Below are 16,521 nucleotides of genomic sequence, written 5' to 3' on the forward strand. Positions count from 1 at the left end.
GACGTACGGGGCTCCGCCGGACGTACGCGAGGGGCGTCCGACGTGCACACCTGCGCGTCGGACGCCCCTCGTTGCTCCCCTGGTCGCCCTCCGGGCGCCGGGATGTCCTACAGGGTGCGCTCCAGGCGCTCCGCCACCAGTTTGGTGAAGCGCGACGGGTCGCTCAGTTCGCCGCCCTCGGCAAGCAGCGCCATTCCGTAGACCAGTTCGGCCGTCTCGGCGAGGCCCGGGTCGGAGTCACGCTCGGCCTGGGCCTTCCGCAGACCGTCGACCAGCGGGTGATCGGGGTTGAGTTCAAGGATGCGCTTGGTCTGCGGCATCTCCTGGCCCATGGCCCGGTACATGCTCCGCAGGGCCGGGGTGACGTCGTCGCTGTCCGAAACGACGCAGGCCGGGGAGACGGTGAGGCGGGAGGAGAGCCGTACCTCCTTCACGTCCTCGCTGAGCTGCTCCGTCATCCAGGTCAGCAGGCCCGCGTACTCCTGCTGCCGCTTCTCACGCTCGCCCTCGACCTCCTTCTTCTCCTCCTCGGTGTCGAGGTCGGCTTCGCCCTTGGCGATGGAGCGCAGTTGCCTGCCGTCGAACTCGGGGACGGCCTCGACCCAGACCTCGTCGACGGGGTCGGTCAGGAGCAGCACCTCGACGCCCCGGGCCCGGAAGGCCTCCATGTGGGGCGAGTTCTCCATGGCCGCCCGGGACTCGCCCGTCATGTAGAAGATGTGCTGCTGCCCCTCCTTCATCCGCTCCACGTACTGCTGGAGAGTGGTCAGCTCGTCCTTGTCGTGGGTGGAGGCGAACGACGAGACGCCGAGAATCGCGTCGCGGTTCTCGAAGTCGCTGAGCAGTCCCTCCTTGACGACCTTGCCGAACTCCTTCCAGAACGTCGCGTAGCGGTCCGCGTGGGCGGACATCATCTCCTTGACGGTGGACAGGACCTTCTTGACCAGCCGGCGGTGCATCAGCTGGATCTGTCGGTCCTGCTGGAGGATCTCGCGGGACACATTGAGCGACAGGTCCTGGGCGTCGACGACGCCCTTCACGAAGCGGAGGTACTCCGGCAGGAGGGCCTCGCAGTCGTCCATGATGAAGACGCGCTTCACATAGAGCTGTATCCCCCGCTTGTGTCCCTGGGTGAACAGGTCCTGGGGCGCGCGCGAGGGGATGAAGAGCAGGGCCTGGTACTCGAAGGTGCCCTCCGCCTGCATCCGGACGGTCTCGAGCGGGTCGGCCCAGTCATGGCTGATGTGCTTGTAGAGCTCGTGGTACTCCTCGTCGGTCACCTCGTCGCGCGACCGCGCCCACAGGGCCTTCATGGAGTTGATCGTCTCGGGTTCCGGCCGGGCGCCGTCCTCGCCGTCCTCGGCGCCTTCGCCGCTCTGGGGGTCGGCTGCGGCCATCCGGATCGGCCAGGTGATGAAGTCCGAGTACCGCTTGACGATCTCCCTGATCTTCCAGGGGGAGGTGTAGTCGAACAGCTGGTCCTCGGCGTCGGCCGGCTTGAGCCGCAGGGTGACGGCCGTGCCCTGCGGCGCGTCCTCGACCGCCTCGAGGGTGTAGGTGCCCTCGCCGGTGGACGTCCAGCGGGTGCCCTTGCTCTCGCCAGCCCGCCGGGTCAGCAGTGTGACCTCCTCGGCCACCATGAAACCGGCGTAGAAGCCGACCCCGAACTGCCCGATGAGTCCCTCGTTGTCGACGTCCTTGGACTCCTTCAGCTCCTTCAGGAACTTCGCGGTACCGGAGTTCGCGATCGTTCCGATGAGCTGGACCACCTCGTCGTACGACATTCCGATGCCGTTGTCGCGGACCGTGAGCGTGCGCGGGTCCTCTCCGGTCTCGATGCCGATGTGGAGGTCGGACACGTCCACGCCGAGCGTGTCGTCGCGGAGGACTTCGAGGCGAAGCTTGTCCAGCGCGTCGGAAGAGTTGGAGATGAGCTCACGCAGAAAGACGTCCTTGTTCGAATAGATCGAGTGGATCATCATCTGGAGGAGCTGGCGCGCTTCTACCTGGAACTCGAATGTCTCAGTCGGCATATTCGTGGATTCCTACTCGGGTTACCTGGTGACAAAACTTCCTGGAAAACCTTAGGTCAACGAGTCCGGTCGAAAGACCACTGTTCGCGGATGCGGCCGTTCCCGGACCCGTCCCCTGACATGCAACGGCTCCCGGACGCGCTGGGTTCCGGGAGCCGTCGCATGTCTCAGAGGGGACGGGTGAACGTGACCCGGTCCAGCGACGGGCCGTCGTAGTCCGCGATCGGGGCGGAGTCGGTGAAGCCCATGGCGTTGTGGAAGGCGATGGAACGGGAGTTCTGGGGTGAGGTGATGGCCTTGACGACGGTCCTACCGTCGGCGCGCGCCCGCTCGAAGAACCGCTCGTAGAGGAAGCGCCCGAGGCCGGAGCGGCGCCAGGCGGGGGCGATACCGGTGAAGTGGATGTACGCCTCCTCCGGCTTGGACGGCGAGAGGAAGCCGATGACGAAGCCGGCCAGCTCGCCGTCGCGCTCGGCGATCAGGCTGGTCTCGAAGAAGTGGCTGACGAAGAGGCGGGTCAGGTCGCGGGAGGCGGGGCGCCCCCACCAGTCGTCGACCACCGCGATGATGGCGTCGAAGTCCTCCGGCGCCGCCGGGCGCGTGGTGAAGGGCTCCAGTGTGTCCATGACCGGTGCGCCGAGCTTCCTGCGGAATACCACCCGGTCCTGGCCGGGGCCGTCGTAGTCGCTGTGCGTGGGAAGGCCGTCGGTCTCCCGGTCGCCGGCGTCCAGCTCGAAGCCCATGGCGCGGTGGAAAGCCACGGAGCCGGTGTTCCCCGGCGAGGTGATGGCGTGCACCTCGGTGCGGCCCGCCGCGGCGGCGTGCTCGAAGAAGGTGGTGTAGAGCCCGCGGGCGATGCCCCGCTCGCGCAGCAGCGGGTCCACTCCGACGAAGTGGATGTACGCCTCCGTCGCGTTGTCGGCGGAGTGGAAACCGACCAGGAACGCCCGGATACCGGTCTCGTCCTCCACCACCAGACTGGTCGAGGCGAAGTGCTGGAGGAACAGCCGCGGCAGCAGCAGCGACAGCTCTCGTGCGCCTTCCGGAGTGCGGGAGTCCCCCCACCACTTCTGGACACACTCCACGAGCGTGGGGTAGTCGGCCGTACGAGCCCGGCGTACGTCGTGCATGCCTTGCCTTTCCGTCGGTTCGGGTATCACGGTCACGGTCCTCCGTGGCGCGGCGCCCCTCCCGCACCAGATGCCGCCGACCTTACTTCTGCGGGGGCGTGTCGCTGCCCTGGGACAGGCCGCCGTCCGGGATCACCGGCAGTGTGACCCTGGACGGGTGTGCCGCGTCGTGCAGCACGGTCTGGTGCGCCACGCGCCGGGCCGTTGACTCCCCCAGCCAGCCGCCGGTGTTGGGGTTCGGGTCGTACTGCGGGTAGTCGCTGGAAGAGATGTCCAGCCGGATCCGGTGCCCCTTCTTGAACAGGTTGCTGGTCGGCCACACCTTGATCGTGTACGCGTACACCTTGCCCGGCACGATCGGCTTCGGATCGGTCGACGATTCGCGGTAACTGGCGCGCACGATGCCGCTGTTGAGGTTCACCGCCGTACCGTCGGGGTGTACGTCGACGAGCTTGGCGGTCCAGTCGGTGTCCGGCGCCGAGGAAGCGGCGTACAGCTTCACCGTGATCGGTCCGGTGACCTCGGTGTCCTCGGTCATCGGCGCACCGGTGTAGACGGCCACGTCCGGGCGCTGTTCGATCTGCTGCTGGTCGTACGGGCCCTGGGTACTGATCGCCGCCGTACAGCAGGAGTGGCCGCCGACGCTGGGCACCGGGTTGCGCGGGTCGTAGGTGTAGCGGTCGGCCGGGGCGCCGGTGCCCCTGGCGGGCGGTGTGGTCGAGAGCGTGCCGTCCTGGGTGTTGCCCGCGGCGTGGCCGGTGGAGCCCAGGTAGTAGTCGGTCCAGCGGGTCCCCGGCAGCGGCCAGGAGGGCGCGGTGCGCCACTTGTTCGCGCCCATCACGAAATAGTCCACGCCGTCGCGCCGGACTCCGTTGTCCTCGCCCTTGAGATGGTGGTCCCACCAGGCGAGCATCATCTCGTTGATCGGGCTGTTGGCCGCCGGGCCGATCCGCTGGAGCATCGGAGCGGCGGCGCTGGTCGGGCGCCCCCAGCCGGTGTGGTCCCAGGGCCCGATGACCAGCCGCTGGTTCTCGCGCGCCCCGGGCGAACCGGCCCTGCGCACCATCCCCTCGTAGTTCTTGACCGAGCCGTCGAGGAAGGCGTCGTACCAGCCCGCGTAGTTGAGCACGGGGATGTCGACCTTCTCGTAGTGCTCCTTCGGAGCCCACCGTCGCCAGTAGTCGTCGTTCGTACGGTGGTTGATCCAGTCGAAGAAGTACGGGGCGACCTTCGGATCCCCGGGGTGGAACGGGCGGAACCTGTTGTACGGGGCCGTGCCCAGCCATTTCTGTACGTCCAGGTAGTCCCGGTTGACCTGGTGGTACGTCTTCCAGTCGGCGCGGTTGGCGGCGGCCGACGGAACGATCTTGCGCATCGCCCATGGCACGACGAAGTTCAGCCGGAACGCGCCGCCCTCGTAGGTCCAGCCGTCGTAGTAGTCGTCGGAGGTGAGGGCGGGCACGATCGTCTTCAGGTGCGGCGGACGTTCCTGGGCGGCCAGCCACTGGGTGGCGCCGACGTAGGAGGACCCGTACATGCCCACCTTGCCATTGGAACCGGGCAGCCGGGCCGCCCATTCCACGCTGTCGTAGCCGTCCTCGCCCTCGTTCGCGAATTCGTAGAAGTCGCCGTCGGAGGCGTACTGACCGCGTACGTCCTGCACCACGACGAGATAGCAGTGCGAGGCGAACCACTCCGGGGACTGGTAACTCGACGGCTGCACCTCGGCGTCCGCCTTGCCGTACTGGGTCCGCATCAGTATGACCGGGACCTTGTCCTCGGTGCGCGGCCGGTAGACGTCCGCGCGCAGTACGGTGCCGTCCCGCATCTTCGCGCCGACATCGGTGGTCTCACCGACCTCGCAGGGGCCCCGGCCGGTGGCGGGGGGCCACGCGGCGGTGGCCGCCGGTGCCGGGCCGCCCCGGGCGGTCGCGGTCGGCGCGGTGTCGGCCAGTACCCCGGACCCGGTGAGGACCACCGAGGTCAGCGCCAGCGCGAGCGCGCCGGTGATCGCCGCGGCCGGCCGGCCGGTACGCCCTCGATCGCGGTTCACCGTCCGGCCTCCCCGCCCGGTGCCGCCGCGCGTACCGGCGTGTGCGGCCGGTGCAGTGTGTCCGGGCCGATCTGCGCCACTTCCGTACAGCCGACCAGGCCCATCGTCAGGTCGAGGTCGGCGAGCAGGCCCCGGACGACGTGCCGCACCCCGGCTGCGCCGCCGAGGGCCAGACCGTAGACGTAGGGGCGGCCGAGCAGTACGGCACGGGCGCCCAGGGCCAGCGCCTTGAACACGTCGGAGCCGCCGCGGATGCCGGAGTCGAAGAGCACCTCGGTCTCGTCGCCGACCTCGGCGACGACGTCGACGAGCGCGTCGAGGGCGGCGACCGCTCCGTCCACCTGGCGCCCTCCGTGGTTGGAGACCACGACGCCGTCCACGCCGGCTTCCACGGCCCGGCGCGCGTCCTGCGGGTGCACGATGCCCTTGAGCACGATCGGGCCGTCCCAGTGTTCCCGCAGGAAGCCCAGTTCGTCCCAGGTGTGCGCCTTTCCGCTGAAGATCGGCAGCCACCGCATGGCGGCGGCCCGCGGATCCTCCTCGGCGGGACGGTCCAGCCGGGAGCGGAAGACCGGGTCGGAGAGCGGGATGGCGACGCCGTCGCCGCGGATGAACGGCAGATACGCCTGGTCCAGGTCGTGCGGTCGCCAGGCCAGCTGCCAGGTGTCCAGGGTGACGACAAGGGTCGTGTATCCGGCCGCGCGGGCCCGTTCGAGGATGCTGGCGGTCACCTCGTCGTCGTGCGGCCAGTACAGCTGGAACCAGCGCTGCCCGTCGCCGTTGGCCTCGGCCACTTCCTCGATCGTGTGCGAGGACGCGGTGCTCAGCACCATCGGTACGCCGGTGGCCTCGGCCGCGCGGGCGGTGGCCAGTTCGCCGTCCGGGTGGACGACGGACTGCACGCCGATGGGGGCGAGCAGCACCGGGGCGGCCAGTTCGCTGCCGAGCACGGTGGTGCGCAGGTCACGGGCGGTGGCGTCGCGCAGCATGCGCGGGACGATCCGGTGCGCGTCGAACGCGGCGCGGTTGGCGCGGGCGGTGGCGCCGGTGCCGGCCGCGCCCGCGACGTACCAGTACGGCTGCGGGCCGATGCGGTCGCGGGCCGCGTCCTCCAGGGCCGACAGGTCCGTGGTGAACGGCGGGACCTCGTCCTGAAGCCCTCTCATGTAGATCTCGAACTGGTAGTCCGCGAAGCTGCGTCGGGGCGCTGCCATGCGTTCTCCTTCGTCTTCTCGGAGCCGCGACACGGGGGTTCCGGTATCGGGGCGGGATGTCAGAGTTCGGGCGACGGACGCTCGTCCTGGCCGCCGGAGGCCGGATCCGGGCTGCGGGCCATACCGATCAGGAGCAGGGCCAGCTGGGCGCCGGACGGCCCCAGGGCGTCCAGGTAGCCGCGCAGTACGGCGTTCTCCCGCGCCAGGTCCGTGCTCGCGCGACCGGCCGCGCGCCGTGCGCGCTGTAGGCGCCGGTCCTCGCGCAGGCGCAGCCCGATCAGCCGGATGATGTCGCTGTCCAGCTCCCGCAGACGTTCGCGGTGTTGTTCCACGTCCTGGTGGGCGGCTTCCCGCCGTGCCTGCGCCGGGCGTTCGCTCATGTCAGCTCCGTCCCGGCGGCCAGGTCCCGCAGCAGCCGGCGATAGACCGAGGCGACCTCCGCCACGAACGAGGAGGAGGTGCTCTGCGGCCGGTGCCCGAGAACGACCTCCGCGCCGCCGTCGGTCCGCGGCCATATCTCCGCCTCCAGTTCGTGCAGGGCGTGCGCTGTCCAGGGTCGTACGAAGTCGGCCGTGCAGCCTTCGAGCGCCAGGGCGTGTTGCGGGGGGCCGCTCTGTAGCGCGAACAGCGTCTGGAAGAGCGGATGTCGGGAACGGTCGCGCGCGGGGTCGGCCGCGAGCCGTACGACGTCCTCGAACGGTACGTCCTGGGCGGCCAGCGCCGCGTGCACGCCGTCCAGGAGCGCGGGCAGGGAATCCGTCGTGCCGTCGCCGGCCGGGCGCGTACGGAAACAGACGACGTCGATGAGGCAGCCGACGGCGTCGGCGGTGTCCGGGTGGTACCGCTTGGCGATCGGCGCGCCGATCGCCAGATCCCGGTCCCCGGTCACCACGGCGAGCGCTTCGGCGTAGGCCGCCAGCGTCACCGCGAAGCGGGTGCTGCCCCAGCGGTGGGCGCGTGTCTCCAGCGCGCTCCAGTCCGCGGCGGAGATCCGGAAGGCGTGCGGGGACGCCGCGCCGCCGTCCGGGCCCGGCACGGTGAGCGGCGGTACGCCGGTCAGTTCCTCGGCCCAGAACGCGCGGTGTTTCTCCAGTCCGGCGTCGTCCACCTGCGCGCGACAGGCCGCGAGGACTGCCGCCAGCGGCGCGGGGGGACCGGCGTCCGTGGGCCGTCCCCGGAGGCGGGCGGCGTAGGCGGCGGTGAGGTCCTCGGCCAGCGGCCGTACCGAGTTGCCGTCGAAGGCGATGTGGTGGGCGACGATGCCCAGCAGCCATTCGCCGCCCGATGCCAACGGCGCGATGACACAACGCCAGTTGGCGCCCGACCCGATGTCCAGCGGCTGTCCGAGCGCCTGACGCAGCGCCGTCAGGGCTTCGTCCCGGCCGGCCGCCGGGTCCAGTTCCCGTACGTCCACGGGACCGGGCCGCCCGTCCAGCTGCGCGACGGGGCGCCGGTCGAAGACGTAACGGACGTGCAGCGACTGGTGGCGGCGGTGCACATCCTGCGTCGCGGCCCGGAAGGCATCCGGGACGAAGTCTCCGGTCACGCGCCAGACCAGCTCGCAGTGGGCCGAGGTGTCGGCGGGGTCGAGCTGTTGTGCGTACAGGAATCCGCTCTGGGTGGGCAGCAGCGGCAGCGGCTCGCCGGACAGCGGCGCGGCCTCGGCGGCGCGGGCCCTGTCCGCCGCCGTCCGGCTCTCGATCCAGTGCGCCAGCTTCCGCACGGTCGGGCCCGCGACGAACACGGAGGCCGGGACGGGGACTCCGGTGCGCGCGCCGATCCGTACGCACAGGCGGGCGCCGTCCAGCGAGTCGCCACCGAGTTCGAAGAAGGAGGTGTCGTACGGAACCGTGCGATCCGTGCGCAGGGTCTCGGCGAAGGCGCGCGCCACCTCGCTCAGCACCGAGCCGGCGCCGGGCCCGGTGCCGGGCTCTGTGGTGTGACCGGTCCGGTGCCGTGCGCCGGTCCGCCGCTTCACCAGGTCCAGCAGCGCACCGGTGTCCAGCTTGCCGTTGTCCGTCAGCGGGAACGCGTCGACGGCGGCGAGCACTCTGGGCACCAGGTAGTCCGGCAGCCGCTTCGCCAGCGCATCGCGCACGGTCCGCTCGCTCACCGTCTCCCCGTCCACGACGGTGTACGCGGCGGCCAGCCCGACACAACCGCCGTCCTCCATCAGGGGGATGACGGCGCACCCGCGAATCCCCGGCAGCTCGGCCACCCGGGCCTCCACCTCGCCCGGCTCGATACGGTGTCCGCGCACCTTGACCTGGCGGTCGTCGCGGCCCGCGTAGTGCAGCACCCCGTCGGCGGAGAGGTGACCGAGGTCGCCGGTGCGGTAGATCCGGCGCGGGCCCCCGATATCGATCTCCGTGAAGCTCTTCGCGGTCTGCTCCGGATGCGCCAGATAGCCGTTGGCCAGGCCGGCGCCCGCGACACAGATCTCGCCGGTCACACCTGGCGGACACGGCCGCGACTCCCCGTCCAGGACGAATACTTCGGTACGGGGCACGGGGCGGCCCAGGGGGATCTCCCCGCCGGCCGTGAGGTCGTCGGAGGTGATCCGGTGTGTTGTGGTGAAGACCGTGCTCTCGACGGGGCCGTAGCCGTTCACCAGGGCGGTTCCGGGGTGCGCGCGGACGAATCGGCGGACGTGCGCGGGGGACAGCCGTTCGCCTCCGGCCATCAGCTGCCGTACGCCGTCGAAACAGCCCAGGTCCTCCTCCACGAGCAGGTTGAAGACCGAGGCGGTGAGCCAGAGGGTGTTCACCCCCGCTTCGCGGACCAGGGTGCGCAGGCCGTCCGCGGTCAGGTAGGGCTCGTCGATCAGCACGCTGGTGCCGCCGCCCAGCAGCACCGACCACAGTTCCAGCGACGCGGCGTCCCACGGCAGCGGGGCGGCCTGCGGCATGACCGTGCCGGTGCCGATGTCGACGAAGCGGGCCGGGGTGAACAGCCGTACCGTACCGGCGTGCGGGGACAGCACCCCCTTGGGGCGGCCGGTGCTGCCCGAGGTGAAGAAGACACAGCAGGTGTCCGCCTCCCGGACGCGCGGGGCGTCGAGGACCGTGGCGGGCGCCGCCGCCGCCCGTATGAGATCGCCCTCGGGCACCCACACCGGTCGTGACCAGCCCGCCGCGTGCTCCGGGGCGGCGGCGATCAGGGGCGCGTCGGTCAGCTCCGCCAGCTCGGCCACCCTGGGGCGGGGCCAGCGCGGGTCCATCGCCGCGTAGGCGGCGCCCAGTTTGAGCACCGCGAGCACGGTCGCCACGAACCGCGGTGACCGCGGCATCAGCACCGGCACGAGGTCACCGGAGCGCACGCCGGACCGGGCCAGCTCGGCGGCGAAGGCGTCCGAGGCGCGGTCCAGCGTCCGGTAGTCCACGACGGTGTCCCGGTGGATCAGCGCGAGGGCGTCCGGGCGCTCCGTCGCCCGGCGCCGGAAGATCTCGTGAATGACACCCCGGCCGTCTTCCGGGTCGTACCCATCCGTCATCGCACCCCTCCGGACTCCAGCCGCCCCGGCTGGTCGTGTGCCTCTGGCGATTCTCCCGATGCTTCTTCGTTCCCGGCATCGGCTGCTTTTTCGTGCCCAGGGTCGTACCCGTTCCCCGACACCCGCACCACCCTTCGCGCTTCCGGCAGCTGACGGCCCAGCAGCAGCGCGCCGGGGACGCAGGCCAGAGCGCCCAGGCCCAGAACCACCGCCAGCGGCCAGGCGTGGCCGTCGGCGAGCAGTCGGCCGCCCAGCAGCGGGCCCATGACCAGGCCGGCGGACATGGCCGCGGAGTAGGCGCCGTTGTACCGTCCGCGTACCGCGTCGTGCGCCAGATTGTTGACCAGCGTGGGCAGCGCCACGGCGAGCAGCGCCTCGCCGACGGCGAAGACCGCCAACGCGCCGATCACCAGGCCGGCTTCGAGCGCCGTACGCTCACTCACCGTCGCCAGCAGGAGCAACAGCCAGCACCCGGCCCAGGTGGCCGCCGTGACGGCGAGGAGCGCGGCGGGCCGGGCCCGGGAGATCCGGGTGATCGCGGCGAACTGGATCAGCACGATGCAGCAGGTGTTGGCCACGAACGCCCATGCCATGATCCGGGCGTCCATGCCCCGTACCGCGACCAGCCCCGGGATGCTGGACTCCAACTGCCCGTACCCGACCACCATGAGAGCGACGGTGAGGGCGAGGACCTTGAGCAGGCCCGGGTCGCGCAGGACCACCCCGTAGCCACGATGACCGGTGGCGGAAGCGCGCGCGCTGCCCTTGCCCGCCGCGACGGGATCCCGCTGCCGGCCGATCGCCAGGACGAGCACCGCCCCGGCCACCAGGAAGGACAGCCCGTCGCAGACGTACAGCAGCTGGAAACGGCCGGGGTCCGCGGTCGACGCGAAGATCCCGCCCAGCACGCCGCCGAGTCCCACCCCGGCGTTGAGCGCGACGAATTGCAGCCCGAAGGCCGTGGAGCGAGTCTCGCCGTCGGTCCTTTCGGCGATGACGATGTTCCATACGGAGAGCATCGCGCCATGTGCCAGCCCGTAGGCCAGCCCCGCCAGGACGGCGCCCCACACCTCGGTGACCAGGGCGAATCCGGCCGTACCCACGGCGGCGCTCGTCATGGCGGCGGCGGCCGTACCGCGTACGCCGAAACCGTCGGCGAGCCGCCCCGCCAGCGGTCCGCCGACCAGGGACGCCGCCGCGATCACCGAGATGATGGCGGTGGCGGTGCCCACGGACAGCCCGCGTACCTGGGTCAGGTACAGGACGAGGAACGGCTGCACCAGGCCGGTGCCCACCGCGCTGATCAGGTTGGCGCCCATCACCGCTCGCGTACGCGGTGGCAGCTTGCGCAGGGCGGCCACGGACTGGATGTTCACGACCGGCCGGCTCCCCCGGGTCCGGCCGCCGGGCCGCCTCCGGCCGCCGTGACCGCGGCGCTCACCGCGCCCAGCGAGGCATCGTCCAGCAGCGCGCCGAGCCCCACCGAGACCCCGAACTCCTCGCGCAGCCGCTGCACCAGGGCCATGGCCTGCATGGACGTACCGCCCAGCGCGAAGAAGTCGTCCTCGGCGCCGAGCGCGCCACCGGCCCCCGGGCCCGCACCCGGTTCCAGGGCAGCGGCACCCGGGGCCAGGTCCAGGATCTCCCGCCAGATCGAGGCGACTCTCTCGTCCACCGACGACATGATGGCTCAGCCCTCCACGGCATGTAGCAGAACTGCGGCGAGATGCGCCGCACTTGATCCCAGCAGAACGACAACGGGGTACGCCGACCGCGTGGTCGCGGACTCCGTACGGTCGATGAGATTGATCAGCGGATCGCTGCCCAGACAGTGCGCGACGCGCCCCACGTTGTCCTGGTACAGCTGAGAGGCCGCGAAGCCGGCCTCGCCCAGGAAGACCCGCAGGGTGTCGGCCGCGAGATTGCTGGGCAGCACCGCGTCCACCTCGCCCGGCGTCAGTCCGGTCGCCGACCATAGATCCCCGAACAGGTCCTGATACAGGCCCAGTTGAGCCTTGAGCTGCCGGCCGGCCGGGCCGGGGCCGAAGAGGTCGTACGACACGCGGCGGGCGCCGCCGAGAATCTCCCACCCGCTCCGCCGCGCCGACACGACGGCCGCGGCGGCTCCGTCACTCGCGATCGCCGAGCCGCCGAGGATGACCCGGCTGCCCGGCTGCGCCGTACTCACCAGGTCACCCGAGACCACGGCCACCACCCCGGCCGATCCCGAACTCACCAACGAGGCAGCCGTGTTCAGGGCGGTGGTGGCAGTGGAGCAGTCGGCGAAGCCGAGCGTCATCGGGTAGGCGCCGCGCATCCCCAGGTCACCGAGCAGCCCCGCGACGGCGGCCTGGGACGCCTCACCCCTGGGCAGCGACTCGGTGGCGAACAGCACGATGTCGACCGCCGCCGGGTCGGTACCGGCGGCGTCCAGCGCGGCTTCCATGGCCGGGCGCAGCAGGTCCAGGATGTCGCCTTCGGCGAGACGGTACTCGTCGAAGGAGGCCCCGGGGCGGGGCAATTCCTGTGTGTACTCCGGCAGTTCGGCCACCTTCAGGCGCCGGGCTCCCAGGGCCGCGCCGCAGCCGTTCAGGTAGGCGGTGCTCATCGCGCCCTCTCCGTCGGCGCCGGCTCCACGGTCGTACGGAACGCGCCGCCCTCGAAGACCAGGGGCGGCGCCTGCCGCATCGTCGCGCACTCCCGCACCGAGCCGACCACGATCACATGGTCACCCACGGCGAGGAACCGGGCGGAATCACAGGTGAAGTGGGCCAGCGAACCGGGCAGGCGCAGCCCTCCGTACGGAGACGTCCGGCCGGTCTCCACCCCGGCGAACCCGTCGAGGCCCACCGGACGGTCGGGGTCGGCGAACTTCCTTGCCAGCGAAGCCTGTTCGGCCGCCAGTACGTTGACCACGAAGCCGCCGTACCGCTCGATCAGTGCTCTGATACGGGCGCCCGCGCCCAAGGAGAAGGACACCAGGGGCGGCGCGAGCGACAGCGTGCCGAAGGAGTTCACGGTCATGCCGTGCACGTCCTCGCCCTGTCCGCCGGTGACGACGGTGACGCCGGTGGGCAGGCAGCGGGCGACGGCGCGGAGCGCGTCGGCGGTGACCGGACCGGCAGTGGCCTCGGCAGCGGCCCCGGCCGCGGTTCCGGCTGCGGCCCCGGCGCTCAGAAGGCTCCCTCCGGCACCTCGGGCAGGGCCCTCGCGCCCAGCAGTACGGCCGCGAGATGGGAGATCCCCGCGCCGAGCAGCACCAGGTGGCCGTCGGCCGCGTCCTGCGTGGACGTACCGGCGGACTTCGCCTCGGCGAGCCGGTCGGCGAGGTTGATCAGCGGATCGCTGCCCAGGCAGTGCGCGATCCGCCCCACATTGCCCAGCGCGAGCTTGTCACCGCCGTAGCCGACGTCGGAGAGATAGATCTCCAGCACGTTGCGGGCGAAGTTGCTGGGCAGTACCGCGTGTACGTCCTCGGGCCGGAACGGGTGGTGCGCCGCGAGGCGGGCGAACAGCTCGCGGTGCGCGTCGACCCGTGAGGCCAACTCCCGCCTCGCACCGCCCCCGTTGCCGATCCCGGGCGAGCTGTGGTGGGCCATGCCCAGCACCGGCAGGCCGGCCGCCGTGGCCGACACCAGCGCGGCGGCCGCCGCGTCACTGGCGATGGCCGCGCCGCCCGCGACGACGCGCTCGCCGCCGGTGGCGTGGTCGGCCAGATCGCCGGAGACCACCAGCACATGGCGTGCGCTGCCGTCCCTGACGAGGGAGGCCGCGGTGCCCACGGCCGCCATGGCGGTGGCGCAGTCCATCAGGCCGAGGGTGCTCGCCGTGGCCCGGGTCAGCCCCGCCTCGGTGAGGAGTTCGGCGACATCGCGGTGCGCCGAGCGGTCGCGCGGCAGCGAGTCGGTGGCCAGCAGCACCAGGTCGACCTCGTCACCCGTGACTCCCGCGTCGCCCAGGGTGCGCTGGACGGCGACGGTCATCAGCTCCACGACCGGCGCGTCCGACCAGCGGTAGGTGTCGAACCCGGCCGCCGGGGAGGTCAGTTCGGCGGCGATCGCGGGGTCGGCCAGGAGTTCCGGCAGCTCGGCCACGGAGTCGGTGTACTCGCCCAGCTCGTAGGCCGGGGCGCAGAGCCGCGCGGTGATCATCCCTGTCCCCCTTCCACGGCCTTCCCGGCTTCCGCTGTCGTTCCGGCTTCCGCGGCCTTCCCGGCGAGCGCGGTGAACCGCTCGGCGATCCGCCGTACGGTGGCCTCGTCGTACAGGTCCGTGTCGTACTCCAGCCAGCCCTGGGCACCGTCCGGACCCGGATAGACGGCCAGCGTCAGGTCGTAGCGCGCGGTGCCCTTGTCCAGGTCGTCGGTGTGCGCGCGGGCGCCCTGGATCTCCCGGCCGCCCTCCCCCAGGTTGTCGAATACGAAGACGGCGTCCAGCAGCGGATGGGTGCCCGGCACCCGGCGCCGCCCGGCGATCAGCTCGCCGGGGTAGGAGGCGTGGGCGAGCCCGGCCCTGGTCACCGTGCGGGCCGCCCGGGTACGCGCGGCGTGCGAACCGTCGCCCGCGTCGCGCAGCCGCACCGGCAGCACGTTGAGGAGATAGCCGACGACATCGGTGGTGCCGGGCCGGTCCCGGCCCGCCGTGAACGTGCCGAGCAGCACGTCGTCGCGGCCTCCGTACTCGGCGAGCGCGGCCCAGGCGACGGCCAGCCAGCCGGTGTACGCGGTGGCCGCCTCGCGCTGCGCGGCGGCGGCGATCCCGTCGGCGACCGCGCGGGAGAGTGTGAACTCCACCCGGGCGCCCCTGCGGCCGGTACCGGAACCGCGCGGCCGGTCGGTGGGCAGGGGCGGCGGGGCCTCGGCGACCTCGGACGTCCAGTACGCGGCCGCCGCCCGGCCCGCATCGCTCTCCAGCCAACGCCGCTGTTCGTGCGCGAAGCCGCCGAAGGCGGGCGCGGCGACCGGCCCGGTGTCCGCGGGCCGGGCCAGCTCGTCCAGCAGCAACTCGAACGACCAGGCGTCGAAGACGAGGTTGTGCACCACGACCAGCAGCCACGCCTCGCCGGCCGCGCCACCCTCCGGCGCTCCGCCGGCCGCCGTTCCCTCCGCGAGCCCGACCCGCAGGAGCGGGCCGTTCGCCAGATCGAACGGTTCGGCGGCCAGTTCGCGGGCGAGGGCGTGTGCCTCGTCGGCCCCCGCGCAGCGGGTGCGCACCACCCGGGGCGGCAGCTGCGCGTGCACCACCGGGCGGACACCGGCCACAGCCCCGGTCCCGTCCCCGGTCCTGTCTCCGTCGCTCTCGAAGGTCGTCCGCAACGCCTCATGCGCCTGTACGAAGCCGAGTACCCGTTCGGCGAGCAGGTCGAGGTCGACGGGAGCGCCGGTGAGGCGGACCACCTGGCAGACCACGTCCACCGGGCGGTCGGCCACCCACCGGCGTGTCTCCCACAGCCGTAGCTGACCAGGCGTCAGTCGGCCTTGTCCACCCGGCACTCGCGGAATGCGTTCACGTATCAGGGCCCGCTGCTCGGGGGTGAGCGCGGCGAGACGGGCCACGAGGTCGGCGGTCACGCGTAGCGCCTCCGGAGTTCGTTGAGGTGGCTGAGACTCTGTACGACGAGGTCTTCGTCGACGCCGAAGTCGATCAGGCAGGCGATCTCGTCGACCCCCATGCCCTTGAACCGGTCGACGACCTTCACGCAGGAGTCCGGGGTACCGAGCAGTGCCCCTTTCTCGAAGTACTTGTCGAAGGCGAACTTGATCAGCTCGTCCTGGTCGCCGGCCGAGATGTCCCGTACTCCGGCGCCCGGCGCGAGGTTCTTCTTCTGCGAGTCGATGACGGTGAAGAAGGACCGCAGATAGTCGCTGAAGGGGGCCTGGACGGTCTCCCGTACCTCCTGAAGGTCCGTGCCGATGAAGGTGTGCAGCATCAGCGTGACCGTGGTGTTCTCGGGGTCGTGCCCGTACTCCTCGAGGGTCTTGTAGTAGAGGGCGAGCTTCTCCCCCAGTTCCTCGTTGGTCATGTCGATGAGCGCGGTCAGCACATTGCAGCCGAGCCGCCCGGCCGTCTCGAAGGTCTCCGGGCTCTTGGTGCAGGTGAGCCAGATGGGGAGTTCGGGCTGTACGGGCTGCGGGTGCAGCTCCACCTCGACGTGGTTGCCCAGGCCGTCCTGGACGTAGACCGGAGCGCCCTCCCACAGCTCGCGGATGGTGGTGACCGCCTCGAAGGTGCGCTGTCTGCGGTCCTGCCAGCCGTCCGGTTTGATGGCGAAGTCCAGCGGGCTGAAGCCGGTGGCGAGCGCGATACCGGCGCGGCCGCGCGAGAGGTTGTCGACCACCGCCCATTCCTCGGCCACCCGGATCGGGCTGTGCAGCGGCAGGATGACACTGCCCGCCCGGATCTGCAGGCGCTGGGTCGCCATCGCCAGACCGGCGCCCAGCACCGAGGGGTTGGGGTAGAGACCGCCGAAACGGTGGAAGTGCCGTTCCGGGGTCCAGATCGCGGTGAAGCCGTTCTCGTCCGCGTAGCGGGCCGCGTCGAGCACGAACCGGTACTTGTTCTTCTCGTCGCCGGAGAAGAAGATCAGGCTGAAGTCCACG

13 protein-coding genes are annotated in these 16,521 nt (G+C 71.4%); all 13 read right to left on the reverse strand.

Going from position 1 to position 16,521, the window contains the following annotated elements:
- Positions 1–107: 107 nt before the first annotated feature.
- Positions 108–2,033, reverse strand: a complete 1,926-nt coding sequence (htpG, locus tag ACIOJD_RS23975; protein WP_401917202.1) for a molecular chaperone HtpG — start codon at positions 2,031–2,033, stop codon at positions 108–110.
- Positions 2,034–2,200: 167 nt separating this feature from the next.
- Positions 2,201–3,163 (reverse strand): GNAT family N-acetyltransferase, encoded by a 963-nt coding sequence (locus ACIOJD_RS23980; RefSeq protein WP_401917204.1) that lies wholly within the window; start codon positions 3,161–3,163, stop codon positions 2,201–2,203.
- An 82-nt stretch (positions 3,164–3,245) separates the two neighbouring features.
- A complete protein-coding gene (locus ACIOJD_RS23985; RefSeq protein WP_401917207.1) occupies positions 3,246–5,216 on the reverse strand; it encodes a CocE/NonD family hydrolase in 1,971 nt (656 codons plus the stop codon).
- Positions 5,213–6,430, reverse strand: coding sequence for a lactate 2-monooxygenase (locus ACIOJD_RS23990; protein WP_401917209.1), 1,218 nt, complete (start codon positions 6,428–6,430; stop codon positions 5,213–5,215). Before ACIOJD_RS23990 ends, ACIOJD_RS23985 begins: the two co-directional genes overlap by 4 nt.
- 59 nt (positions 6,431–6,489) lie before the next feature.
- Positions 6,490–6,810 (reverse strand): hypothetical protein, encoded by a 321-nt coding sequence (locus ACIOJD_RS23995; protein ID WP_401917212.1) that lies wholly within the window; start codon positions 6,808–6,810, stop codon positions 6,490–6,492.
- Positions 6,807–9,923, reverse strand: a complete 3,117-nt coding sequence (locus tag ACIOJD_RS24000; protein ID WP_401917215.1) for an amino acid adenylation domain-containing protein — start codon at positions 9,921–9,923, stop codon at positions 6,807–6,809. The genes ACIOJD_RS23995 and ACIOJD_RS24000 overlap by 4 nt, the downstream gene beginning before the upstream one ends.
- Positions 9,920–11,299, reverse strand: a complete 1,380-nt coding sequence (locus ACIOJD_RS24005; RefSeq protein ID WP_401917218.1) for an MFS transporter — start codon at positions 11,297–11,299, stop codon at positions 9,920–9,922. The genes ACIOJD_RS24000 and ACIOJD_RS24005 overlap by 4 nt, the downstream gene beginning before the upstream one ends.
- A complete protein-coding gene (locus ACIOJD_RS24010; RefSeq protein WP_401917220.1) occupies positions 11,296–11,607 on the reverse strand; it encodes a phosphopantetheine-binding protein in 312 nt (103 codons plus the stop codon). The genes ACIOJD_RS24005 and ACIOJD_RS24010 overlap by 4 nt, the downstream gene beginning before the upstream one ends.
- 6 nt (positions 11,608–11,613) lie before the next feature.
- Complete coding sequence (locus ACIOJD_RS24015; RefSeq protein WP_401917223.1) at positions 11,614–12,531, reverse strand: acyl carrier protein; 918 nt, start codon at positions 12,529–12,531, stop codon at positions 11,614–11,616.
- Positions 12,528–13,100, reverse strand: a complete 573-nt coding sequence (locus ACIOJD_RS24020) for a flavin reductase family protein (RefSeq protein ID WP_401918027.1) — start codon at positions 13,098–13,100, stop codon at positions 12,528–12,530. Before ACIOJD_RS24020 ends, ACIOJD_RS24015 begins: the two co-directional genes overlap by 4 nt.
- Positions 13,097–14,074: an acyl carrier protein gene (locus ACIOJD_RS24025; protein ID WP_401917226.1), complete on the reverse strand. Its 978-nt coding sequence runs from the start codon at positions 14,072–14,074 to the stop codon at positions 13,097–13,099. The genes ACIOJD_RS24020 and ACIOJD_RS24025 overlap by 4 nt, the downstream gene beginning before the upstream one ends.
- Positions 14,071–15,492: a condensation domain-containing protein gene (locus ACIOJD_RS24030; RefSeq protein WP_401917229.1), complete on the reverse strand. Its 1,422-nt coding sequence runs from the start codon at positions 15,490–15,492 to the stop codon at positions 14,071–14,073. The genes ACIOJD_RS24025 and ACIOJD_RS24030 overlap by 4 nt, the downstream gene beginning before the upstream one ends.
- Positions 15,489–16,520: a MupA/Atu3671 family FMN-dependent luciferase-like monooxygenase gene (locus tag ACIOJD_RS24035; protein WP_401917231.1), complete on the reverse strand. Its 1,032-nt coding sequence runs from the start codon at positions 16,518–16,520 to the stop codon at positions 15,489–15,491. The genes ACIOJD_RS24030 and ACIOJD_RS24035 overlap by 4 nt, the downstream gene beginning before the upstream one ends.
- Between the last annotated feature and the right edge of the window lies 1 nt (position 16,521).

The sequence above is a fragment of the Streptomyces sp. NPDC088116 genome, from assembly GCF_044741745.1.
In the GTDB taxonomy this organism is placed as follows: domain Bacteria; phylum Actinomycetota; class Actinomycetes; order Streptomycetales; family Streptomycetaceae; genus Streptomyces.